The organism is Phytohabitans kaempferiae (genome assembly GCF_042433955.1).
GTDB lineage: Bacteria > Actinomycetota > Actinomycetes > Mycobacteriales > Micromonosporaceae > Phytohabitans > Phytohabitans kaempferiae.
Genome location: NZ_JBHLUH010000008.1, coordinates 1 through 24,816, shown reverse-complemented (window position 1 = coordinate 24,816; position 24,816 = coordinate 1). Strand labels below are relative to the sequence as shown.

Annotated in this window: 8 protein-coding genes; all 8 read left to right on the top strand. The window is 74.0% G+C overall.

Features of this window, described 5'->3' with window-relative positions:
• Positions 1 to 60 precede the first annotated feature (60 nt).
• Positions 61 to 1,668, top strand: a complete 1,608-nt coding sequence (locus ACFFIA_RS06685; protein ID WP_377247076.1) for an AMP-binding protein — start codon at positions 61 to 63, stop codon at positions 1,666 to 1,668.
• 153 nt (positions 1,669 to 1,821) lie between these two features.
• Positions 1,822 to 3,300 carry an AMP-binding protein gene (locus ACFFIA_RS06680; RefSeq protein ID WP_377247073.1) on the top strand — a complete coding sequence of 493 codons (1,479 nt, stop codon included), beginning with the start codon at positions 1,822 to 1,824 and terminating at the stop codon, positions 3,298 to 3,300.
• On the top strand, positions 3,297 to 4,538 hold the full coding sequence (locus ACFFIA_RS06675) for a type III PLP-dependent enzyme domain-containing protein (protein ID WP_377247070.1): 1,242 nt from the start codon (positions 3,297 to 3,299) through the stop codon (positions 4,536 to 4,538). Before ACFFIA_RS06680 ends, ACFFIA_RS06675 begins: the two co-directional genes overlap by 4 nt.
• Positions 4,535 to 5,050 (top strand): cobalamin B12-binding domain-containing protein, encoded by a 516-nt coding sequence (locus ACFFIA_RS06670; protein ID WP_377247067.1) that lies wholly within the window; start codon positions 4,535 to 4,537, stop codon positions 5,048 to 5,050. The genes ACFFIA_RS06675 and ACFFIA_RS06670 overlap by 4 nt, the downstream gene beginning before the upstream one ends.
• Positions 5,047 to 6,384 carry a methylaspartate mutase gene (locus tag ACFFIA_RS06665; RefSeq protein ID WP_377247064.1) on the top strand — a complete coding sequence of 446 codons (1,338 nt, stop codon included), beginning with the start codon at positions 5,047 to 5,049 and terminating at the stop codon, positions 6,382 to 6,384. The genes ACFFIA_RS06670 and ACFFIA_RS06665 overlap by 4 nt, the downstream gene beginning before the upstream one ends.
• Positions 6,347 to 7,543: a cytochrome P450 gene (locus ACFFIA_RS06660; RefSeq protein WP_377247061.1), complete on the top strand. Its 1,197-nt coding sequence runs from the start codon at positions 6,347 to 6,349 to the stop codon at positions 7,541 to 7,543. The genes ACFFIA_RS06665 and ACFFIA_RS06660 overlap by 38 nt, the downstream gene beginning before the upstream one ends.
• 97 nt (positions 7,544 to 7,640) lie before the next feature.
• Complete coding sequence (locus ACFFIA_RS06655; protein ID WP_377247058.1) at positions 7,641 to 23,927, top strand: type I polyketide synthase; 16,287 nt, start codon at positions 7,641 to 7,643, stop codon at positions 23,925 to 23,927.
• The coding region (locus ACFFIA_RS06650) for a beta-ketoacyl synthase N-terminal-like domain-containing protein (RefSeq protein ID WP_377247055.1) at positions 23,924 to 24,816 on the top strand (893 nt) is incomplete at its 3' end. The genes ACFFIA_RS06655 and ACFFIA_RS06650, both read left to right, overlap by 4 nt.

Genomic DNA, 24,816 nt, shown 5'->3' with positions numbered 1-24,816 from the left:
TACCGGCCGTGCCTGGGCTTGGTCGACAACCGCGGACCCCTATTCATCACGGAGATCGACGTGAATCCGACGAACGAACACGCCACGGCGGAGCCCGCGCTGTATGGACGTTTCCTGCGCGGACTGGCGCTGTCACCGGACGGAGTGGCGGTGCGGGTCGGCAGCGAATCCATCACGTACCGGCACGCGCACGAGATGGCGCTGCGTTGGGGTGGTGCGCTGGCCGGGGCGAAGGCGCGGGCGGTGGGCGTGCTGGCCGGCAAGGGCTTGACGGCATACGTGGGCACGCTCGCCGCGCTTTACGCGGGTGCGACGGTGGTACCCCTGCGGCCGGACTTCCCCGCGGCGCGGACCCGCCAGATGCTCGCCGCTTCGGGCGCGCGGGCGCTGGTCGTCGACGACAGTGGGTTGGCCGCCCTGCCCCGGCTGCTGGACGACACGAGCGCCTCAGCCGGCCCGGCCGAGTTGGCTGTGCTCGCACCGGGCGCGGCGGCCGGCGGCGGGGGGCCGTTTCCGCGGCTGGTGGCAGCTCCCGGTGAGGCGCTCGACGCGCCCTTGCCGGTGACGCCCGACGACGCCGCCTACCTGCTGTTCACCTCCGGATCCACCGGCCGGCCCAAGGGCGTCGTGATCACACACGGCAGCACGGACCACTACTTCCGGCTGCTGGACGCGCGGTACGACTTCACGCCCCGCGACGTGTTCTCCCAGACGTTCGACCTGAACTTCGACTGTGCTCTGTTCGACATGTTCTGCGCCTGGGGTGCCGGCGCGACGCTTCAGGCGGTACCGCCGCAGGCTTATCGTGAGCTACCGGCGTTCCTGGCCGAGCGCGAGGTGACGGTGTGGTTCTCGACGCCGAGTGCGATCGCCCTGGTCCGCCGGATGGACGGGCTCGCCGCCGCGGCCATGCCCGGACTGCGGTGGAGCTTCTTCGCCGGCGAGGCGTTGACGTGCCGCGACGCGGCCGACTGGCGGCGCGCGGCGCCGGCGTCGACGCTGGAAAACCTCTACGGGCCGACCGAGCTGACCATCACCGTCGCGGCCTACCGGTGGTGTGACGAGACGACGCCCGGCCTGGCCGTCAACGGCGTGGTGCCGATCGGTGCGCTGCACGAGGGCCACGACCACTTCCTGCTCGATGACGGCGACGGCGGCGGACCGGCCGGCGCCGACGCCGGCGGGGAGGGCGAGCTGTGCGTGGCGGGGCCCCAGCTGACGCCGGGCTACCTGGACCCGGACGACGGCCTTCACCGCTTCCTCGAACGGGATTCGCGGCGCTTCTACCGCACCGGCGACCGGGTCCGCCGGATCGGGCCGGGCGAGTTCGCCTACCTGGGGCGGCTCGACACCCAGGTGCAGGTTCAGGGTTGGCGGGTGGAACTGGCCGAGGTCGAGCAGGCACTGCGCACCTGCGGGGTGGACGACGCGGTCGTGGTAGGGGTACAGGCCGCCGCCACCGAGTTGTTCGCCTTCTACACCGGGACACCGGTCGCACCCGTGGCGATCACGCGGCGGCTGCGGCAGATCCTTCCGGATGGCGTAATCCCCAAGCACTACCGAAACGTGGCGGAGTTTCCCCTGAACGCCAACCGAAAGGTCGACCGGTCCGCACTGGCCGCGCGGGCCCGGGACCTCCTCGCGGCCGAGGCGCCCGGTGCCGAATAAGGGGCGTAGGGGGGTGGGAGCCCTCGGTGCCGGACGGTAGCTTCCGGAGTCATCCGGGATCGGCGTTTCGCACCGGGCCGTGGCTGCGATCGCGGCTCATCTTCCCCAGGTCTGGAGAGTGCTGGAGTTGGATCAGTGCTGGAGTTGGCTCCTGTGAGCGCGACCGTTGCCGCCACGACCGTCCACTCTATACTCGACGACGCGGTCGCGGCCGTGCCCGACGCGTCCGCCGTCCGAGACCCGCTCGGCGTGTGGAGCTACCGCGAAGTCGAGGCGCACAGCCATGCGGTCGCCGCCTGGCTCGCCGCGCGGGCGGTCGGCAAGGGCGACCGGGTCGTCGTCCAGTGGCCGACGACGCGCGAGCTGGTCGCCTTGTTCTTCGGCGTGTCCCGCCTCGGCGCCACGTTCGTGCCACTCAACCCCGCGATGAAGGAGTTCCAGCGGCGCGCCGTGCTCGCCAACGCGGAGCCTCGGCTGTTTCTGCCCGAGGACGGCGCCGAGTCGATGTGGCGTGAGGTCGAGGATCTGCGACAGCGGGGGGCGCGGGCGGAGCCGGTCGACGTGGCCGTCGATGACATCGCTGTGCTGGTCTACACGTCCGGAAGCACCGCGACCCCGAAGGGCGTGATCGGCCCGCACGGGCCGGTGACCTTCGCCGCGCGGGCCATCGCCGCCGAGCTTGGGTACCGGCCCGACGATGTCGTGTTCTGCCGGTTTCCGATGTCGTGGGACTACGGCCTCTACAAGGTCCTGCTCGCGTTCCTGGGGCGCAGCGAGATCGTCCTCGCCGGTGCCGAGTCAGACCTGGTGCTGCTCGCGCGGATCCGCGAGGTCGGCGCGACGGTGGTACCCATCGTCCCGTCGCTGGCGGCGATGATCGCCACTTTGGCCAACCGGGAGGTTGGTCCGGTACCGGTCAACACCGTGCGGATGTTCACCAACACCGGTGCGGCGCTGCCGCCGGCCACCATCGCCAAGCTGCGTGCGGCGTTCCCCGGCGTGCGGGTGGTGCGCCAGTTTGGACAGACCGAGTGCAAGCGGATCGCCATCATGCCGCCGGAGGAGGACGGCGAGCGGCCGGGCGCCGTCGGCCGGCCGCTGCCCGGCACCACCGTGCTGATCCTGGATCCGGACGGCCGCGAGCTGCCCGCCGGGCAGTTCGGCGAGATCGTGGTGACCGGCCCGCACGTGATGCCCGGCTACTGGCGCGAACCCGAGCTGACCGCCCGCACCTTCCGCCGTGACGGCAGCGGCGTGTCGCGGCTGCACACCGGCGACTACGGCTACCTCGACGACGACGGCTACCTGTACTTCAGGGGTCGTGCCGACGACATGTTCAAGCGCAAGGGCGTGCGGATGAGCACGCTGGAGATCGAGGCGGCAGCCATGGACGTCCCGGGCGTCCGGGCCGCCGCGGCGATCGCGCCGACAGAGGACCACGACCTGGCCATCTACGTCGAGGCCGACCTCGCGCCGCACGCTGTGCTGCGGGAGCTGACCCGCCGCCTGGAGCCGGCGAAGGTGCCGGCCGTGTGCCACGTGGTCGCCGAGGTGCCGCTCACCGTCCACGGCAAGAACGCGACCAGGCAGCTCGCCGACCTGCTGGCCGGCGGGGAAGGGACCGGACGGTGAACGCACACCACGAACTGGCCGGGCGCTACGGCACTCCGCTGTACGTGTACGACCTGGACCGGGTGGCCGAGGCGCGGCGGAGCCTGTTCGCCGCTCTGCCCGCCGGGTTCGAGGTGTTCTACGCGGTCAAGGCCAACCCACATCCGGAGGTCGCCCGCGCGCTGCGCGAGGGCGAGGGCCCCTCGTGCCGGGCCGAGATCAGTTCGGTGGGTGAACTGGCCGTCGCCATCGAGGCCGGGTACGCGGCGGGGGAGTGCCTGTACACCGGCCCGGGCAAGACCGACGGTGAGTTGGACATCGCGATCGGCGCCGGGGTCCGGCTGTTCTCGGTGGAGTCGCTCACCGACATGCGGCGGATCGGCGCGACGGCGGACCGGCACGGCGCCGTCGCCCAGTGCCTGTTGCGGATCAACAGCCAGTGGGTCGGTGCGCCGACCGGCATCCGGATGATGGGACGTCCCTCGCAGTTCGGGATCGACGCGGAGACGCTACCGGCCCTGATGCCGCACCTGACCGCGGTCCGTGGCGCGCGGGTCGTCGGCGCGCACTTCTTCACGATGAGCAACGCGGCCGACGAGTCGAGCCTTCTGGCCGAGTACGAGGAGGTCATCGAGCTGGCGGCGATGCTGACCGACGAGATCGGGCTGCCGCTGGAGCTGCTCGACATCGGTGGTGGGTTCGCCTCGCCTTATGCGGCGCCCGGCGAGCGGGCCACGTACGACAAGCTGCGGATCTACCTGGAGCCGATTCTCGACCTGTACCTGCCGCGGTGGCGCTCGGGACATCCTCGGCTGGCCTGCGAGTCCGGCCGGTACCTGGTGGGCGGTAGCGGATCTCTGACCTGCGGCGTAGTCAACATCAAGGAGAGCCGCGGCAACCGGTACGTCATCCTCGACGCGGGCATCAACGTCATCGGTGGCCTGTCCGGCCTCGGCCGGCTGATGCCGATGGCCGTGGAGCTCGAAGGGCTCGCCGGCCACGAGGTCACCGACGTGGCCAACCTCGTCGGTCCACTGTGCACACCGGGCGATCTGCTGGGGCGCGGTGTCACCGTTCCTCCGTTGGAGATCGGCGATCTGATCACCGTGCCGAACGTCGGCGCCTACGGCGTCAGCGCCAGCCTGGTCAGCTTTCTCGGCCGGCCGGCGCCTGCCGAGGTGACGGTTCGCGGCGGGGATGTCGTGTCGGTGTCCCGCCTGGCCTACCAGCGCGGGTTCGAGCCGGTGTCAGGATCATGAGCGGAGCTGCGGCGCGCGGCACGACCGGCCTGGACGCGATTCGGCCGTCCGATGTGGAATCGGCTTCCCCGGGCGGTGGGCGGACCGTGCTCGTCAGCAGCATGGCATCCGACTCGCACACGTGGAACCTGGTGTACCTGCAGCTTCTCATCAACGAGTTCGGCTTCGAGGTGGTGAATCTCGGGCCGTGCGTGCCCGACGACCTGCTGGTGTCGGAGTGCGTGGCGCGACGCCCGTCGATGGTCGTGCTGAGCAGTGTCAACGGCCACGGGTATCAGGACGGCATGCGGGTGATCGGGCGGCTGCGCGAGCGGCCCGAACTGGCCGGCACGCCCGTGGTGATCGGTGGCAAGCTCGGTGTCTCCGAGGTCGACCGGGAGGTGCACGCGGCGGATCTGCTCGCCGCCGGGTTCGACGCCGTCTACGACGATCGGCCGGACGGCGCCGCGCTTTTCCGCAGCTTCGTCACGACACGGCTCGGTGCGGGCGCGACCGCTCTGGACGCGCCGTGAGCTTCGGCGAGTTTGTGCGGCGGCGGCACCGGGCGGGGGCCTTGGTGGTGCAGCCGCGCATGGGCTTCGCCGATCCGGACCGGATGCGGGCCGGGCTCGTCGCGACCCGGCAGGCCGCGGCGGCGACGGTCGGAACGATCACATTGGACAGTTACACGCGGATCGGCGACCTCGGCGCGGTCGACCACGCGCTGAGCGCCGGGATCGGGCTCAACGGGTACCCGATCCGAAGCCATCCGGTGGCGACCACCCGAGCGATGTTGCACGGGGTCGTGGGTGACGACTTCCCGGTACAGGTGCGGCATGGCTCCGCCCAGCCCTTGGAGATCGTGCGGGCGGTGCTGCGGGCCGGCCTGCACGCGACCGAAGGCGGCCCGATCTCCTACTGCCTGCCGTACGGGCGGATCCCGCTCAGCGACTCGGTGCGCGACTGGGCCGCCACCTGTGAACTGCTGGCCAGCCTCCGCGAGGCCGGCGTCGAGCCGCATCTGGAGACGTTCGGCGGCGCCATGATGGGACAGCTCTGCCCGCCCAGCCAGCTCGTGGCCATCAGCGTGCTCGAGGCGCTGTTCTTCCACCGCTACGGCGTGCGATGCGTCTCGGTCAGCTACGCCCAGCAAACCAATCCGGCGCAGGACCGCGAGGCGATCGCCGCGCTGCGCCGGCTGTGCCGCGAACTGCTGACCGGGACGCGCTGGCACATCGTGGTGTACGCCTACATGGGCCTCGCGCCACGCACCCCGGAGGGAGCCCGCAACCTGCTCGCCGAGGCTGTCGAGCTGGCCGTCGCCACTGGTTCGGCGCGGCTCATCGTCAAGACCGTCGCCGAGGCGCACCGCATCCCCACCATCGCCGAGAACGTCGCGGCGCTCGAACACGCCGCGGCGGTGGCCGGCTCGGTCGCTCCCGACGTGGTGGAGGGGGACGGCGGCCAGGTGTACCTGGAGGCGCAAGCGCTCGTCGACGCGGTACTGAACTGCGCGCCGGAGATCGAGCGCGCGATGCTGTCGGCCTTCAAGCGCGGCCTGCTGGACGTGCCCTACTGCCTGCACCCGGACAACGCCGGCCGCAGCCGCGGCTACATCGACGCCGATGGCCGACTGGGCTGGGCCGACATCGGGTCGCTTCCGCTGGGCCGGATCGCCGAGGGGCACCGGCGGCACGCGCTCAGCTCGACCAGCCTCATGCGCGCACTGTCCTATGTGCAGCGAACGTTCGACGAAGACGCGCTGGACCGCCGGGCCGATCGGCCCGCGCTCGACAGCCACGAGGGTGAGCTTCCCGGGAGGATGTCCGATGGTCACCAGCGCCACGGTCCGCGACTACCCATTTGACATGCACGAGATCGAGGTGTCGCCGATATACGCGAAGCTTCGGTCCGACGAGCCGCTGAGCCGGGTACGGCTGCCCTACGGCGAGCCGGCGTGGCTGGCCACCCGCTACCAGGACCTCAAGGTCGTGCTCAGCGACCAGCGGTTCAGCCGCGCGGTCGCGCAGGGCCTCGACCAGCCACGCCTGCGCCGCGAGGCGAGCGGTGACGGCATCATGGGCATGGACCCGCCGGACCACAGCCGGCTGCGCAGGCTCGTCGGCAAGGCGTTCACCGCGCGCCGGATCGAGCAGATGCGCGCCGACGTCCGTTCCCGGGCCGCCCGGCTGGTCGACGCGATGATCGAGAAGGGGCCGCCGGCCGACCTGGTCGAGGACTTCGCGCGGGCGCTACCGGTCTCGGTCATCTGCGACCTCCTGGGCGTGCCCTTCTCCGACCGCGACGTCTTTCGACAGTGGACGGAGGGTCTGGTCGACGACGCCACGGCGAACGGCGACGTGCTCAACGAGCTCGGCGACGCGCTCGCCGAGTACATGGCCGGGCTCGTGGCGCAGCGCCGCCTGGAACCCACCGACGACCTGCTCGGCGCCCTGGTCTACGCCCGCGACAGCGGCGACAAGCTCAGCGAGGACGAGCTGATCTCCATCGCCGGGGCAGGGCTGCTCACCGGTGGCGTGGAGACCGTCTCGTCGGGCCTGCCGAGCTTCGTGTTCACCCTGCTCACCCAGCCGCACCTGCTGGCGCAGCTGCGCGCCGAACCGGAGCTGATGCCCTCGGCGGTGGAGGAGCTGCTGCGGTACGTGCCGATCAACACCGCGGCCATGTTCGCCCGGTACGCGCTGGAGGACGTGCGGTTCCGCGACGTGGTCGTGCGTGCCGGCGATCCGGTGCTCCCGGCGCTGGCGGCGGGCAACCGCGATCCGGAGGTCTTCGAGGACCCGGAGCGTATCGACCTGACCCGCAGTCCCAACCCGCACATGGCCTTCGGCCACGGTCCGCACCACTGCATCGGCGCGCAGCTGGCGCGACTGGAGCTGCGCGAGGCCCTCGCGGAGCTGCTGACCCGCCTGCCGGGCCTGCACCTGGCTGAGGAGCGGGCCGCGATTCCCTGGAAGTACGGCGTGATCGTGCGGGGCCCGGCGCGCCTGCTCATCGCCTGGTGAGCGCCGCGAACCCGCGAACAGCCTGAGCCGGGCAGGCGACCCGGACACCGGGTGAGGTCCGCCACGAGAGTTTCCGCCACGACGATGGAGTACGGCGATGGTCCAGTCTGAGGTCAGTGTCCTGACGCGACAGTTGGCGGAGCTGCCGGCGGTCGAACGTGACCGGTTCCTGCTGCGTCTGGTGACCGAGCGCACGGCGGCGGTGCTCAGCGCGGTGCGGCCCGGCTCGCCGGAGGTCGCGGACCCGAAGGTCTCGTTCCGCGACCTCGGGTTCGACTCGCTGGCCGCGGTCGAGCTGCGGGAGCGGCTGGTCGCCGACACCGGCCTGGACCTGCCGGTCACCGTCACCTTCGAGCATCCGACACCGGCCGAGCTGGCGCGCCACCTCCAGGTACTGGCCACCGGCGAGGCGGCCGACACCGGACCCGCCGACCAGGCACCGGCCGGAGCCGGGCCGCTCGACGCCGAGCCGGTGGCGATCGTGGGCATCGGCTGCCGCTACCCGGGCGGCATCGGATCACCGGAGCAGCTGTGGGAGCTGGTCGCGGCGGGTCGGCACACCGTCACCGGGTTTCCCACCGACCGCGGCTGGGACCTCGAGCGGCTCTACGACCCCGACCCCGAGCAGCCGGGCACGACGTACGTGCGGATGGGCGGATTCCTGCCCGACGCCGCACACTTCGACGCCGACTTCTTCGGCATCGCCCCGCGCGAGGCAATGGCGATGGACCCGCAGCAGCGGCTGGTTCTGGAGACGGCGTGGGAGGCGTTGGAGCGGGCAGCCGTCGATCCCACGACGCTGCGCGGCACGCCGACCGGCGTGTTCATCGGTGCCGAGGCGCAGGAGTACGGGCCTCGGCTGCACGAGGCGCCGGACGGGATGGACGGATACCTGCTGACCGGCAACGCGCCGAGCGTGGTGTCCGGGCGCGTCGCCTACGCGTTCGGGCTGGAGGGGCCGACGCTGACCGTCGACACCGCGTGCTCCGGTTCGCTGGTCGCGCTGCACCTGGCGGTGCAGGCGCTGCGGCGTGGTGACTGTCCACTCGCGCTGGCCGGTGGCGTCGCGGTGATGGGCGGACCCGGCACGTTCACCGCGTTCAGCCGTCAGCGCGGGCTGGCCGAGGACGGGCGGTGCAAGGCGTTCGCGGCCGCCGCCGACGGCACCGGGTTCGGCGAGGGCGTCGGGGTGTTCGTCCTGGAGCGGCTCAGCGACGCTATCCGCAACCGGCGGCGGGTCCTCGCGGTGGTGCGGGGGAGCGCGATCAACTCCGACGGCGCCTCCAACGGCCTGACCGCACCGAACGGGCGTGCCCAGCGCGAGGTGATCCGGCGGGCCCTCGCGGACGCGAAGCTGACCCCGGACCAGGTCGACGCGGTGGAGGCGCACGGTACGGGTACGCGGCTTGGCGACCCGATCGAGGCCCGGGCGGTGTTGGCGGCTTACGGCCAGGATCGCGCGGAGCCGCTGTGGCTCGGCTCGGTGAAGTCGAACATCGGCCACACCCAGGCCGCGGCCGGGGTCGCCGGTGTGATCAAGATGGTGCAGGCCATCCACCACGGCACGCTGCCCGAGACCCTGCACGTGGATGAGCCGACGCCGCACGTGGACTGGACCGCCGGCAACGTCCGGCTGCTGACCGAGGCGCGACCATGGCCGTCGACCGGCCGCCCGCGCCGGGCCGGCGTGTCTTCGTTCGGGGTCAGCGGCACCAACGCCCACGTGATCATCGAGGAGGCCGCCCCGGTCGAGGCCACCGAAACCTCCGTGCCGGCTGAGCCGGCCGATGGAACCGGCTTCCCGGTCCCCGTGCCGGTGTCGGCGTCCAGCGCGGCCGCCCTGCGCGCCCAGGCCGGCCGGCTGGCGTCCATCGTGGACAGCGGGACGGCGCTCGCGGACATCGGGTACTCCCTCGCGACGACCCGCGCGGCGCTGCCGTACCGGGCCGTCGTGCTGGCCGGCGACCGGGCACAGGCACTGCGCGGCCTGGAGTCCGTGGCCCAGGGCGCGGCCGGGACCGCCGGCACGGTCATCGTCGACGAGGCCACCACGGGCGGGATCGCCTTGCTCTTCACCGGCCAAGGCTCCCAACGCCTGGGCATGGGCCGAGGCCTGCGCCGTGCCTTCCCCGAGTACGCGCGGGCGCTGGACGAGGTGATCGACCACCTCGACGTGCACCTGGACCGGCCGTTGCGCGAGGTGCTGTACGGCACGGACGCGGCGGAACTGGACCGCACCGGCAACGCGCAGTGCGCCCTGTTCGCCGTCGAGGTGGCGCTGTTTCGGCTGCTGGAGTCGTGGGGTCTGGCGCCGACGGTGCTGCTGGGGCACTCCATCGGTGAGCTCGCGGCGGCGCACGTGGCCGGGGTGTGGTCGCTGGAGGACGCGTGCACCGTCGTCGCCGCGCGGGCGCGGTTGATGCAGGCGCTGCCCGCGGGCGGCGCGATGGTGGCGGTGGAGGCGGCCGAGGACGAGGTCCGGCGGCGGCTGGACGACCGGGTGTGCGTCGCCGCCGTCAACGGCCCCACGTCGACCGTCATCTCCGGCGCCGAGGATGCGGTGGCGGAGCACGCGGCGCGGTTCGCGGCGGACGGGCGACGGACGACCCGGCTGCGGGTCTCGCACGCGTTCCACTCGGCGTTGATGGAGCCGATGCTGGCCGACTTCCGCCGGATCCTGCAGATCGTCGAGTACGCGCCGCCCCGCGTCCCGGTGGTGTCCAACCTGACCGGTGAGCTGGCCACGGCCGAACAGTTGTGCTCGCCGGATTACTGGGTACGGCAGGTCCGCGAGAGCGTCCGGTTCGCCGACGGCGTGCGGTGCGTGGCCGGTCTGGGCGTGCGGACCTTCGTCGAGGTCGGGCCAAACCCGGTGCTGTCGGCGCTGGCCCGCGAGTGCGTGCCGGGCGCGGACATCGCCTTCCTGCCGGCCATGCGCGAGCGTGGTGAGACACCCGCCGCCGAAGTGCTGGTCGCTGCCCTCGGCGCGGCCTACGCGCGAGGTGCCGACGTGGACTGGGCGAAGTTCTACGCGCCGGTCGGGGCACGGCGGATCGACCTGCCCACGTACGCGTTCCAGCGCCAGTACTTCTGGGCGTCCTCGGCACCCCACCGCGCCGACGCCGCCGGCTTCGGCCAGGTCGCGTCCGGACACCCGCTGCTGTCCGCCGAGGTCGGTGTCGCCGACTCGGACCGGCTGGTGCTGACCGGCCGGGTGGCGGCCGGCTCGCCAGCCTGGCTGGCCGACCACGTCGTCACCGGCGTGGGCGTGCTGCCCGGCACGGCGTTCGTGGAGATGGCGGCGTTCGCGGCGAGCCGGGTTGGCTGTGCCGAGGTCGAGGAACTGGCGCTGCACGCCCCGCTGGTCATGCCCGAGTCGACCGGGGTCGCGCTCCAGGTCGTGGTCGGCCCGCCAGGCGAGGCCGGCCGGCGGACCATCGAGTTCTATTCGCGACCCGAGCGGGACCCGTCAGACCCGGCGGCACCGTCGGGCCCGGACGCCCTGGAAAGCCCACTGTGGACCCAGCACGCGACCGGGTGGCTCGGCCCGGCCGGCGGCGCCGCCCCCACCGACGCCGGCCTGGCCGCCTGGCCTCCGCCCGGTGCGTCTCCGGTCGACCTCGGCGACTTCTACCAGCGACTGGCCGTCGAGGGGTACGGCTACGGGCCGACCTTCCGCAATCTGCGTGCCGTGTGGCGGCGCGACGCCGACGTCTTCGCCGAGGTCGCGCTCGCTACGGACGCGGACGGATACGCCATCCATCCGGCGCTGCTGGACGGGGTGCTCCAGGCCACCGACTTCGCCCCGGCCGAGGCCCGCGAGCCCGGCGAGGTCCGGCTCCCGTTCGCGTGGAACGGTGTGCGCCTGCACGCGGCGGGCGCGACCCGGCTGCGGGTACGGATCTCGCCGAGCCCGACCGGCGGCGTGAGGCTCGCGCTCGCCGACGAGGCCGGCGCGTCGGTGGCGTCGGTCGCGTCGTTCCGGTCCCGCCCGGTGCCGGCCGGCACGCTGTCGGCCGCCCGGCAGGCGCCGCTGTACGGCGTGCGGTGGACCGCGCTCGCCGCGCCACCGGTCGCCACGCCGCCGGCGGACGAGGCCGGGATGCGGGTGGCCGTGCTGTCCTCGGCTCCGCTCGCCCTGGCCGGCCTGGTGCCGTACGCCCCGGCGTTCGCCGACCTGGACTCACTGGCCGAGGCCGCCGCCACCGGCGGGCCCCCGGACGCCGTCGTCCTGCCCGTCCCGGCCGGCCCCGATGTCGACCCCGCCGGGCTGGTCCCGGCGGCCCGAGCGGCTGCGCTCGACGTGCTCGACGTGCTCCAGCGCTGGGCGGTCGACGAGCGGTTCGCCGCGTCGCGGCTGGTCGTCGTGACCCGCGGCGCGGCCGATCCGGCCGACCCGACCGGGCTGGCCGCCGCCGCGGTGCGCGGGCTGGTGCGGGCGGCCCAATCCGAGCAGCCCGGGCGGATCCTGCTGCTCGACACCTCGGCCGCCGTGCCGGCGGATACGCTGGCCGCCGCGCTGGCTTCCGGCGAACCGGAACTGCGACTCACCGGCGCCGCGCTGCACGCGCCTCGGCTGGCCCGGTCGCGCCCGGCGGCACGGGGCGCGCGATGGGATCCGGCCGGCACGGTACTGATCACCGGCGGCACCGGCGGCCTCGGCGCCCTCGTGGCCCGGCACCTGGCGACGGTGCACGGGGTCACCCATCTGCTGCTGGCCAGCGGCCGAGGTCCGGACGCGCCGGGCGCCGGCGGCCTGGTGGCCGACCTGGCCGAACTGGGCGCCCAGGCGCGGGTGGTGGCCTGCGACGTGGCCGACCCCGACGCGCTGCACGGCATGCTGCGCGAGATCCCGGCCGCCCACCCGCTGACCGGTGTCGTGCACGCCGCCGGTGTGCTCGACGACGCTTCGCTCGGCGCCCTCACGCCGGAGCGGATGGGGGCCGTGCTGCGGCCCAAGCTGGACGCCGCGTGGTGGCTGCACGAGCTGACCAGGGAACGCGACCTCACGGTGTTCGTGCTGTTCTCCTCCTCGGCCGGGCACGTCGACGGCGCCGGGCAGGCCAACTACGCGGCCGGTAACGCGTTCCTCGACGGGCTGGCCGCGTACCGGCGCTCGCTCGGCCTGCCCGCCGTCTCGCTGGCCTGGGGCCTGTGGGCCGGTTCCGCGGGCATGGGGGGCCGGCTGCGCGAGGGCGCCCTTCGACGCATCGCCCGACTCGGGATGGTGCCGATGGACGCGCGCGACAGCCTCGCCGCGTTCGACGCGGCGCTCGGCGCAGGCGAGGCGACCGTGCTCCCGGTACGCGTCGACACCGCAGCGCTGCGGGCTCGCCCGGACGGCGTACCCGCGCTCCTGGCGGACCTGGTGCCGGCCGCGGCGCCGCCGGCTCACGCGGCGCCCGTCGCGGCGGGCGCGGTGGCCGGTGACCCGGCGCTGCGCGCGGCCCTGTCCGGACCGGACCGCGAACGTGCGGTGCTCGACCTGGTACGGACCCACGTCGCCGCGGTCCTCGGGCACGGCGGCGCGGCCGCGATCAGCCCCGACCGGGCGTTCAGCGAGCTGGGCTTCGACTCGTTGGCCGCCATCGAACTGCGTAACGCGCTCGACGCGGCCAGCGGGCTGCGGCTGCCGGCGACCCTGATCTTCGACTACCCCAACCCGCGTGCGCTCGCCGAACACATCCTCGCCAGGTTGTTCGGTGTACCGGCGGCGGACGCCACCACGCCGGGCGCGCTGGTCGGCACCGACGAGCCGATCGCCATCGTCGCGATGAGCTGCCGGTACCCCGGAGGCGTCAACACCCCCGAGGACCTGTGGGCGTTGCTGGCCGGCGGCGGCGACGCGGTGACGGACTTCCCGGTGGACCGAGGCTGGGATGTGGCCGCCATCTACGACCCCCGGCCCGGCGTGCCCGGCAAGAGCTACGTGCGAGAAGGCGGCTTCCTGCACGACGCCGCCGAGTTCGACGCCGAGTTCTTCGGGATCAGCCCGCGCGAGGCCCAGGCCATGGACCCGCAGCAGCGGCTGCTGCTGGAGATCTCGTGGGAGGCGCTGGAGCGCGCCCGGATCGACCCCCGGTCGCTGCGCGGCAGCCAGACCGGTGTGTTCGCCGGCGTGATGTACCACGACTGGGGCACCCGGCTGGGCACCGTCTCCGATGAGGTGGCCGGATACCTCGGCAACGGCAGCCTGGCCAGTGTGGTCTCCGGCCGGGTCTCGTACGCGTTCGGCCTGGAAGGACCCACCGTCACCGTCGACACGGCGTGCTCGTCGTCGCTGGTCGCCCTGCACCTGGCCGCGCAGGCGCTGCGGAGTGGAGAGTGCGGGCTCGCGCTGGCCGGCGGCGTGACGGTAATGTCCACACCGGACACCTTCGTGGACTTCAGCCGGCAGCGCGGCCTGTCGGCCGACGGCCGCTGCAAGTCGTTCGCCACCGCCGCCGACGGCACCGGCTGGGGCGAAGGCGCGGGCATGCTCGTGCTGGAACGGCTCTCCGACGCCCGCCGCAACGGGCACCCGGTACTCGCGCTGGTGAGCGGTACGGCGGTCAACCACGACGGTGCCAGCAACGGCCTGACCGCGCCGAACGGGCTGTCCCAGCAGCGGGTCATCCAGCAGTCGCTGGCCGCCGCCGGGCTGCGCCCCGCCGACGTCGACGCGGTGGAGGGCCACGGGACGGGCACCACGCTCGGCGACCCCATCGAGGCCCAGGCGCTGCTGGCCACCTACGGGCGCGACCGGGACCGTCCACTGTGGCTCGGCTCGGTGAAGTCGAACCTCGGGCACACGCAGGCGGCGGCGGGGGTTGCCGGCATCATCAAGATGGTGCTGGCGCTGCGCCACGAGTTGCTGCCACAGACCCTGCACGTCGACGAGCCGTCGTCGCATGTGGACTGGTCGGCCGGTGCGGTCGAGCTGCTCACCGAGGCCCGCCCGTGGAAGGCCAACGGGCGCCCCCGCCGCGCCGGGGTGTCCTCCTTCGGCATCAGCGGCACCAACGCCCACGTGATCCTGCAGGAGGCCACCGATCCGGCGCCCGCCGCCCTGACCGGACCCGGTGCCGGTGGAGGCGACCTGACCGGGCCGCTGCCGTTCGTGCTCTCCGGCGGCAGCGCCGCGGCGCTGCGGGCGCAGGCCGCCCGACTGCGTGCCTTCCTGGCCGAGCGGGACGGTATCGGCCTCGACGTGCTGGCCCGCACCCTCGCGACCGGCCGGGCTGGGCTGGAGCATCGCGCGGCCGTCGTCGCCGCCGACCGCGCCGAGTTGCTGCGCGGCCTGGGTGCGCTGGCCGAGGGCGATGTGCCGGCTGGTGCGGTGCGCGGCGCCGCCAGCGAGGGCAAGCTCGCGTTCCTGTTCTCCGGCCAGGGCGCGCAGCGGGTCGGCATGGGACGCGAGCTGTACGCCGCGTTTCCGGTGTTCGCCCGGGCCTTCGACGAGGTGGCGGCCGTGCTCGACGAGGTCGCGGGCGGGCCGCCGCTGCGGGCGGTCGTCTTCGGTGACGCCGAGCCCGGCCTGCTCGACCAGACCCGCTACACCCAGAGCGCGCTGTTCGCGGTCGAGGTGGCGCAGTTCCGCCTCCTGGAGTCGTGGGGAGTCCGGCCGGACCTGCTGGCCGGGCACTCCATCGGCGAGCTGACCGCCGCACACGTGGCGGGCGTGCTGTCCCTGGACGACGCCGGCACGCTGGTGGCCGCGCGCGGCCGGCTGATGCAGGCGCTGCCCGCCCGGCCGGGGGCGATGGTCGCGCTCGGGGCGTCCGAGGACGTGGTGCGCGGAGTGCTGCGCGATTACCTGGAGGCGGGCGAGCGTGGCCAAGCCCGGCCGGAGGTCGACATCGCGGCGGTCAACAGCCCTGCGTCGGTGGTGATCTCCGGGGCCGAGGCGGACGTGCTGGCCGTCGCCGAACTGATCCGGGCGCGCGGCGCCCGCACCCACCGGCTGGTGGTGAGCCACGCGTTCCACTCGGCGCTGATGGAGCCGATGCTGGCGGAGTTCGGCCAGATCGCGGCCGCGCTGTCGTACCACGCGCCGAGGATCCCGATCGTGTCCACGGTGACTGGTGCGGCCACCGACGAGCTGTGTTCACCGGGGTACTGGGTGCGCCAGGTACGGGCGACGGTGCGGTTCGCCGACGCCGTGCGGGCGCTGGCCGGGGACGGGGTGACCACGTTCGTGGAGATCGGGCCGGACAGCGTGCTGTCCGCGCTGGGGCCGGACTGTGTCGACAGCGGCGCGGACGCCACGTTCACGCCGATGTGCCGGCGCGACCGTCCCGAACCGTCCACAGTGGTGTCGGCCGTCGCCCACCTGTACACGCGCGGGGTGGGCCTGGACTGGCCAGCGCTGCTCGGGTCCGACCTGGCCGGGGTCGACCTGCCGACGTACGCCTTCCAGCGCAAGCGCTACTGGCTCGACGCGACGCCATCGGGCGACGTCACGGCGGTCGGGCAGCAGCCCGCCGGGCATCCGATGCTGGGCGCCGTGGTGCCGCTGCCCGGCACCGACTCGGTGGTGCTCACCGGGCGGCTCGCCCCGGGCGTCCAGCCGTGGCTCGGCGACCACGTGGTCAAGGGTTCGGTGCTGCTGCCCGGCACCGGGTTCGTCGAGCTGGCGATCCGGGCCGGCGACCAGGTCGGCTGCCCGGTGATCGAGGAGCTGACCCTGGAGGCGCCGCTCGTCCTGCCCGCGCATGGCGGGGTGGCGCTGCAGGTGGTCGTGGCCGAGGCCGGCACTGACCGGCATGAGCTGTCGGTGTACTCCAGGGCCGAGAACGCGCCCGCCGGCCAGCCGTGGACCCGCCACGCGACCGGAGTGCTCACCGCCGCCCCGGCGGTCGAGGCAGACGGGCCGGGCCCGTGGCCGCCGGCCGGCGACGACGAGTGGCCGCCGGCCGGTGCCGTGCCGCTCGACCTGGACCGGGCCTACGAGCGGCTGCTCGCCCGCGGGTACGACTACGGCCCGGCGTTCCAGGGACTGCGGGCCGCCTGGCGGCGTGGACACGAGATGTACGCCGAGGTCGCGTTGCCGGACGAGGTCAAGGCGGCGGCCGGCGGGTACGGCCTGCACCCCGCCCTGCTCGACACCGCCATGCACGCCGACCTTCTCGACGGCGCCGACCAGCCCGGCGGGGCGCCCACGCTGCTGCCGTTCGTGTGGCGCGGGGTTACGCTGCACGCGGCCGGCGCGGCGGCGCTGCGGGTCCGCATCGTGGCGGTCGACGGCGCCGAGGTGTCCACTATCGACGTGGCCGACACCGCCGGGCGTCCGGTGGCGTCGGTCGAGGCGCTTGTCTCACGGCCGGTCTCGGACCAGCAGATCACCAAGGCCGCCGAGGACGCGGGCGGGGCCGGCGCCGCCGGCGGGTCACTGCTGCGGGTGCGGTGGAGCCCGCTGCCGGTACGCGCCGAGGCACTGCCGGACGGCTGGGCGGTCGTGGGCGCCGGCGCGGCGGCGTTCGAGGACCTGGCCGCGCTCGGCGCCGCGCTGGAGCGAGGCGCACGCGTGCCCGACGTGGTGGTGCTCGACTGCCCGTCGTCCACCGTGGACGTACCGGTGAGCGTGCGGGCGGCGACGGCCACGGTGCTCTCCGCGGCGCGGACCTGGCTGGCGGACCGCCGGTTCGCCGAGGCGACACTCGTGGTGGCGACTCGCCAGGACGATCTGGCCCACGGCGCCGTGTGGGGGTTGGTCCGGGCCGCGCAGGCCGAGCACCCCGGCCGGTTCGTCCTGGTCGACCTCGACGCTGCCATCACCGGCGACGCGGTGGAAACGGCGGCGGGCCTGCTTCCCGGCATCGTGGCGGCCGGCGAGCCCGAGGCGGCGGTGCGCGGCGGCGCGGCGCTCGTGCCGAGGCTGGTCCAGGTCGCGGTGCCGGACCGCGCCGGTGCCGACGGGGTGTCGTGGGGGACCGGAACGGTGCTGGTCACCGGCGGCACGGGCGGGCTGGGCCGCCTGCTCGCCCGGCACCTCGTCGTCGAGCACGGCGTGCGGCACCTGCTGCTGACCAGCCGTCGCGGCGCCGCCGCCCCGGGTGCGGAGCAGCTACGCGCCGAGCTGGCCGCGCTCGGAGCGGAGGTGACCCTTGCCGCCTGCGACGTGGCTGATCGCGCGGAACTGGCCGGCCTGATCGCGGCGATCCCCGCTGACCGGCCGCTCAGCGCGGTGGTGCACGCCGCCGGTACCTCGGACGGAGCGATGCTCGCCGCGCTGACCGGCGAGCAGATGGAGACCGTGCTGCGGCCCAAGGTGGACGCGGCCTGGCACCTGCACGAGCTCACCCGCGACCTCGACCTGGCGGCGTTCGTGCTGTTCTCCTCCGCCGGCGGCATGGTGCTCGGCGCCGGGCAGGCCAATTACGCGGCGGCGAACGCGTTTCTGGACCGGCTGGCCGAGCACCGCGCGCGGCTCGGACTGCCCGCGACGGCGTTGGCCTGGGGCCTGTGGGCGGAGAACACCGGGCTGGGCGGCGAGTTGGGCGAGTCCGACCTGCGCCGGATGGCACGTCTGGGCATGCCGGCGCTGGCCGCCGCTGACGCGCTGGGGCTGCTGGACGCGGCGCTGGGTACGGACGAGGCCGTCCTGGCCGTGCTGCGGCTGGATCCGGTGGCGTTGCGGGCCCGCACCGACGAACTGCCGGCGCTGCTGCGCGCGATGGTTGCGACCCAGCGGCGCCGCACCGCCCGGACAGCCGAACCGGCGGATGGTCCGCCGCTGGTGCGCCGCCTCGCCGGGCTGCCCGACGCCGAGCGGGACCGGATCCTGACCGAGCTGGTCCGCACCAGCGTCGCGGCGGTGCTCGGCTACGACGACGCGTCCGCCGTGGACCCTGACCGGGCGTTCAGCAGTCTGGGGTTCGACTCGCTCGCGGCGGTGGAGCTGCGCAACCTGCTCAGCTCCGCCACCAACCTGGCGCTGCCCGCGACGCTGGTCTTCGACCATCCGACCGCCCGCGCCTCGGCCGAATACCTCAAGGGCCGGCTCGTCGGGACGGCGGACGCCGCGCCGGCCGCGGCCGCGCCCCGGCGGCGCACCGACGAGCCGATCGCGATCGTGGGAATGAGCTGCCGGTACGCCGGTGGGGTCGGCTCGCCCGAGGACCTCTGGCAGCGGCTGGTCGACGGCTTCGACGCGGTCGGGGATTTCCCGACCGACCGTGGCTGGGACGTCGCCGGCATCTACGACCCACGGCCTGGAACGCCCGGCCGGACCTACGCCCGCGAGGGCGGATTCGTGCACGACGCGGCCTGGTTCGATCCGGGCTTCTTCGGCATCGGCCCGCGTGAGGCCGTCGCGATGGACCCGCAGCAGCGGCTGCTGCTGGAAGCCTCGTGGGAGGCGATCGAACGCGCCGGTATCGATCCGAGCTCGTTGCGGGGCAGCCAGACGGGTGTGTTCGCCGGCGTGATGTACGACGACTATGGCAGCCGCGCCAAGAACCCGCCAGCCGACGTGGCCGGATACCTGGCCAACGGTAGTTCCGGCGCGGTGGTGTCCGGCCGGATCTCGTACGTGCTCGGCCTGGAGGGCCCGTCGCTGACCGTCGACACGGCCTGTTCGTCATCGCTGGTGACCCTGCACCTGGCGGCCCAGGCGCTGCGCAACGGCGAATGCTCGCTCGCGCTGGCCGGCGGCGTGACCGTGCTGTCGACCACGGACCTGTTCGTGGACTCCAGCCGGCAAGGAGTGCTGTCTCCGGATGGCCGGTGCAAGTCGTTCTCGGCGGCCGCTGACGGCGTCGGGTGGGCCGAAGGGGTCGGCCTGCTGGTGCTGGAGCGGCTCTCCGACGCCCGTCGCAACGGCCACGAGGTGCTCGCGGTGGTCCGCGGCAGCGCGGTCAACTCCGACGGCGCGTCCAACGGGCTGACCGCGCCCAACGGGCCGTCACAGGAACGCGTGATCCGGGCCGCGCTGGCCGCCGCCGGCCTCAACCCGTCCGATGTGGATGCCGTGGAGGCGCACGGCTCCGGGACCCGGCTCGGCGACCCCATCGAGGCGCAGGCGCTCCTCGCGACGTACGGGCAGGACCGGCCCGATGGCCGGCCGCTGCTGCTCGGCTCGGTGAAGTCGAACATCGGCCATGCCCAGGCGGCCGGCGGCGCCGCGGCCGTCATCAAGGTGGTGCTCGCCCTGCGCCACGGCCTGTTGCCGAAGAGCCTGCACATCGACGCGCCGTCGCCGCACGTGGACTGGTCGGCGGGCGCGGTGGAACTGCTCACCGAGGCGCGGCCGTGGCTGGCCGGTGGTCGGCCGCGCCGGGCCGGCATCTCCTCGTTTGGGATCAGCGGCACCAACGCCCACGCGATCATCGAGGAGGCGCCCGCCGAGGCGGAGACAGCCCACCCGGAGCCGCCGGCGGCCGGTCGCCCGGCGCCGCTCACCCTGGTCCCGCTCCCGCTCGGCGCCAGTAGCGCGGAAGGGCTGCGCGACCAGGCAGCCCGGCTGGTGTCCTACCTGGACAGCCGGCCCGACATCGACCCGCTCGACCTGGGGTACTCGCTGGCGACCACCCGCGCGGCACTCGACCACCGCGCGGTGGTGCTGGCGCCGGCCGGTGGCGGTGCGAGCGGTGCGGTGGCCGCCGGCCTCGCCGGTCTTGCCTCGGGGGCGGCACCGCCCGGGGCGGCGCGCGGCGTCGCGCGCTCCAGCGGTCTGACCGCGTTCCTGTTCACTGGCCAGGGCGCGCAGCGGCTCGGGATGGGCACGGAACTCTACGCCGCGTTCCCCGCCTTCGCGGCGGCGCTGGACGAGGTGTGCACGCTGCTCGACCGCGAGCTCGACCATCCACTGCGCGACGTGATGCGGGCCGAACCCGACCTGCTGGACCAGACCGGGTACACGCAGCCGGCGCTGTTCGCCGTCGAGGTGGCGCTGTTCCGGCTGCTGGAGTCCTGGGGGATCGTGCCGCACTTCGTGGCCGGGCACTCGATCGGCGAGCTGGCGGCCGCCCACGTGGCCGGCGTGTTCTCCCTGGCTGACGCGTGCGCGCTGGTCGCGGCGCGAGGCCGGCTGATGCAGGATCTGCCGGCCGGCGGGTCGATGGTCGCGATCGCGGCCAGCGCCGAACATGTGCGGGCGGCGCTGTGCGCCGGCGTGGACATCGCCGCGGTCAACGGGCCGAGGGCGGTGGTTGTCTCCGGAGACGAGGACGCGGTGGCGCGGGTCGCGCGCGGCTTCGACAAGACCAAGCGCCTGCGGGTCTCGCACGCCTTCCATTCCCACCTGATGGATCCGATGCTGGCGAGGTTGCGCGCGGTCGCGCAGCGGCTGGCGTACCAGCCGCCGAGGATCCCGGTGATGTCCACTGTGACCGCGACGGTCGCGACCGCCGACGAGCTGTGCTCGCCGGAGTACTGGGTGCGGCAGGTGCGCCAGCCGGTGCTGTTCGCCGACGCGGCCCGCGCCCTGGAGTCGCTGGGTGTGACCCGCTTCGTCGAACTGGGACCCGAGGCGGCGCTGACCGCGATGGCGCGCGAGAGCGTCGCGGAATCCGCCGGCGTGGTGCCGATGCTGCGCGGTGGCCGGGAGGAGACCGGCACGGTACTCGCGGCGGTGGCGGAACTGCACGTGCGCGGCACGCCGATCGACTGGCCGGCCTTCTTCGCCCGGCGGGGCGCCCGCAAGATGCCCCTGCCCACCTACGCCTTCCAGCGCAAGCGGTACTGGCTGGACGCCTCCACACCGCCCACCGTCACCGGCGGCGAGGTCGGCACAGGTCCGGCCGCCGACGTTTGGTCGGCCGGCTTGGGCGTTGCCGGGCATCCGCTGCTCGGCGCCGTGGTGGAACTGCCGGACTCCGGCGGTGTGGTGCTGACCGGCCTGCTGTCCCTGGACCGCCAGCCCTGGCTCGCCGACCACGTGATCCTGGGCCGGGCCGTGTTGCCGGGCACCGCTTTCGTCGAGCTGGCGATCCGTGCCGGGGACGAGGTCGGGTACGACGTGGTGGAGGAGCTGACCCAGCACCGGCCGCTCGACCTGTCCGCCGGCGCGGTGGCCGAGGTGCGGGTCGTGGTCGGCGGCGCCGACGCCGGCCGGCGCGCGTTGTCGGTGTACTCACGGCCGGCCGACGGTGCGGGCGCCGCGACGACGGCGTGGACACTGCACGCGATGGGCACCCTCGCCCTGGGCGCCCGCTCGGAACAGCACGACCTTGCCGCATGGCCGCCGGAAGGTGCGCGGCGCGTGGACCTCGACGGTGTCTACGGCCACCTCGCCGGGCTGGGCTACGGCTACGGGCCGACCTTCCGCGGCTTGCGGGCCGTCTGGCGGCGCGCCGACGAGGTGTACGCCGAGGTGGCGCTCCCCGACGATGCCGCCGCCTCGGCCGCGTCGTTCGGCGTTCACCCGGCGCTGCTCGACGCCGCGCTGGGAGCCATGGACTTCTTCGTCGACGGCGGTCCGAAGGCCATCACCGAGACGGCGATCCCGTTCGCGTGGACCGGGATCCGCCTGCACGCCGCCGGAGCGGCCGCGCTACGGGTACGAGCGCGCGGCGGACCGGCCGGAGTGTCTCTCACGCTGGCCGACGCCGCCGGAACGGCGGTCGGCAGGGTCGAGTCGATCGTGACCAGGCCGGTCTCGGCTGACCAGCTCGGGTCCGGCAAGCCGGCGCCGGACGGGCTACTGCGGATCGGGTGGCAGCCCGGCCCGGCCGTCGCGCCAGCGGACCCCACCGAAGCCGCCGACGGCTGGGCGGTGCTCGGCGACGACGCACACGGACTGCACGCCCCGACGTACCCCGACCTGGCCGCCATCACGCCGATCCCGGACGTCGTGGTCCTACCGGCACCAGCGGACACCGGCAGCGACGTGCCCGAGGCGGTCCACGCGGCGACCCGGTGGGCCCTTGACCAGCTACGGCTCTGGCTCGCCGACCCGCGCACCGAGGGTGCCACCCTCGTCGTGCTCACCCGCGACGCCGCGTGCGCGCCCGACGGGTCAAGCCTCACCCAGGCTCCACTGTGGGGCCTGGTCCGCGCCGCACAGGCGGAGAACCCGGGCCGGATCGTGCTGGTCGACACCGACGGCTCGCCAGCCTCCGCGCGGGCACTGCCCGCCGTCGCCGCCTCCGGCGAGCCGGAAACGGCGATCCGTGCCGGCGTCGTGCGGCTGCCCCGGCTGGAGCGCGTGGACCGGGTGGACACAGTGGACCGACCGGCGGCCTGGCGCCCGGACGGCACCGTCCTGATCACCGGCGGCGCCGGGCTGCTCGGCGGCGCGCTGGCGCGGCACCTGGTGAGCAGCCACGGCGTACGGCACCTGCTGCTGACCAGCCGCCGGGGGATGGCCGCACCCGGCGCCGCCGAGCTGCACACGGAGCTGTCCGGCATGGGCGCCACGGTGTCCATCGTGGCCTGTGACGTGGCCGACCGGGCCACCGTCGCGGCTCTGCTCGGCGGCGTGCCCGCCGCGCATCCGCTGACCGCGGTGGTGCACGCGGCCGGCGTCATGGACAATGGCGTGCTCGGCTCGCTGACCCACCAGCAACTGGCGGCCGTGCTGCGCCCCAAGGTGGACGGCGCGTGGCACCTGCACGAGCTGACCCGCGACCTGGACCTGGCGGCGTTCGTGCTGTACTCCTCGGCCGGCGGCCTGGTGCTCACGGCCGGGCAGGCCAACTACGCGGCGGCCAACGTCTTCCTCGACGCGCTCGCCGAGCACCGGGTCGCCCAGGGCCTTCCGGCCACCTCGCTGGCTTTCGGGCCGTGGGAGGGCAGCGGCGGTCAGGTCGACGTGGACCGTCTCGCTCGCTCCGGAATCGTCGAACTGTCCACCGCAGAGGGCCTGGCCCTGTTCGACGCCGCGCTGGGTGCGGCCGAGGCGGTACTCGTGCCGCTGCGGGTGGACAGGGCGGTGCTGCGGGACCGTACCGACCTTCCGGCCCTGCTGCGTGCCGTGGCCGGCGCCCCAGGGCGGCGCGTCGTCGCGGCCACCGCTGCGGAAGATCCGCCCGCCTTCGGCGAGCGGCTGACCGGCATGGATCGCCCCGACCGGGAGAAGGTTGTGCTCGACCTCGTCTGCGGTCAAGCGGCCGCGGTGCTCGGGTACGACGATTCGGTCGCGATCGACCCGGAGAAGACGTTCCTCGACCTCGGCTTGGACTCGCTCGCGGCGCTGGAGCTACGCAACCGTCTCGGCACAGCCACCGGCCTGCGCCTGCCAGCCACGCTGATCTTCGACTACCCGACGGCCGTGCCACTGGCCAGGCACCTGCTCGCCGAACTGGTGCCGGACGAGCCGTTGCCGGACGGGTCGCCGGCCGCTGCGACAGCCCAAGGGCGGGCCGACGCGGCCGAGGACGCCCGGATGCGGGAGCGGGTCGCGGAGATGGGCATCGACGACCTGCTGCGATCGGTGTACGGCGAGGGAGGAGCCCCGGCGTGAGCACGGAACAGACGAGTGAGGCGGCATCGACCGAGCGGATCGTCAGCGCGCTGCGGCAGTCGGTCCTGGACAACGAGCGGCTGCGCCGGGAACTCGACCGGGTCACCGCCGCCGCCACCGAACCGGTCGCGATCGTCGGAATGGCCTGCCGCCTGCCGGGCGGGATCGGATCACCCGACGACCTGTGGCGGCTGGTGTCCTCGGGCGCCGACGCCGTCACCGAGTTTCCCACCGACCGTGGCTGGGACATCGAGGCGCTGTACGAGCGGGAGCCCAGCGGGCCCGGCCGGACGTACTCCCGCAACGGTGGCTTCGTCGACGACGTAGCCGGTTTCGACGCGGCGTTCTTCGGCATCTCGCCGCGTGAGGCACTGACGATGGACCCGCAGCAGCGGCTGCTGCTCGAAGCGTCCTGGGAGGCGCTCGAGGACGCCGGCGTCCGGCCGCGTACCCTGCGCGGCAGCCCGACCGGCGTCTTCGCCGGCGTCATGTGTCACGACTACCCCGGGGCCACCAGCGACGGCGGCCTGGTCTCCGGCCGTGTGGCGTACACGCTGGGACTGGAGGGCCCGGCCTTGACGGTGGATACGGCGTGTTCGTCGTCGCTGGTGGCGTTGCACCTGGCGGCGCGGAGCCTGCGCCAGGGAGACTGCTCGCTGGCACTCGTCGGCGGAGTCACGGTCATGGCCATGCCGGACATGTTCGTCTACTTCAGCGAACAGCGTGGCTTGGCGCCGGACGGCCGCTGCAAGGCGTTCGCGGAGGCCGCCGACGGCGTCGGATGCGCCGAAGGGGTCGGCGTGCTGGTCCTGGAGCGGCTGTCGGATGCGGTGCGCAACGGCCGCCAGGTGCTGGCGGTGGTGCGCGGCTCGGCGGTCAACTCCGACGG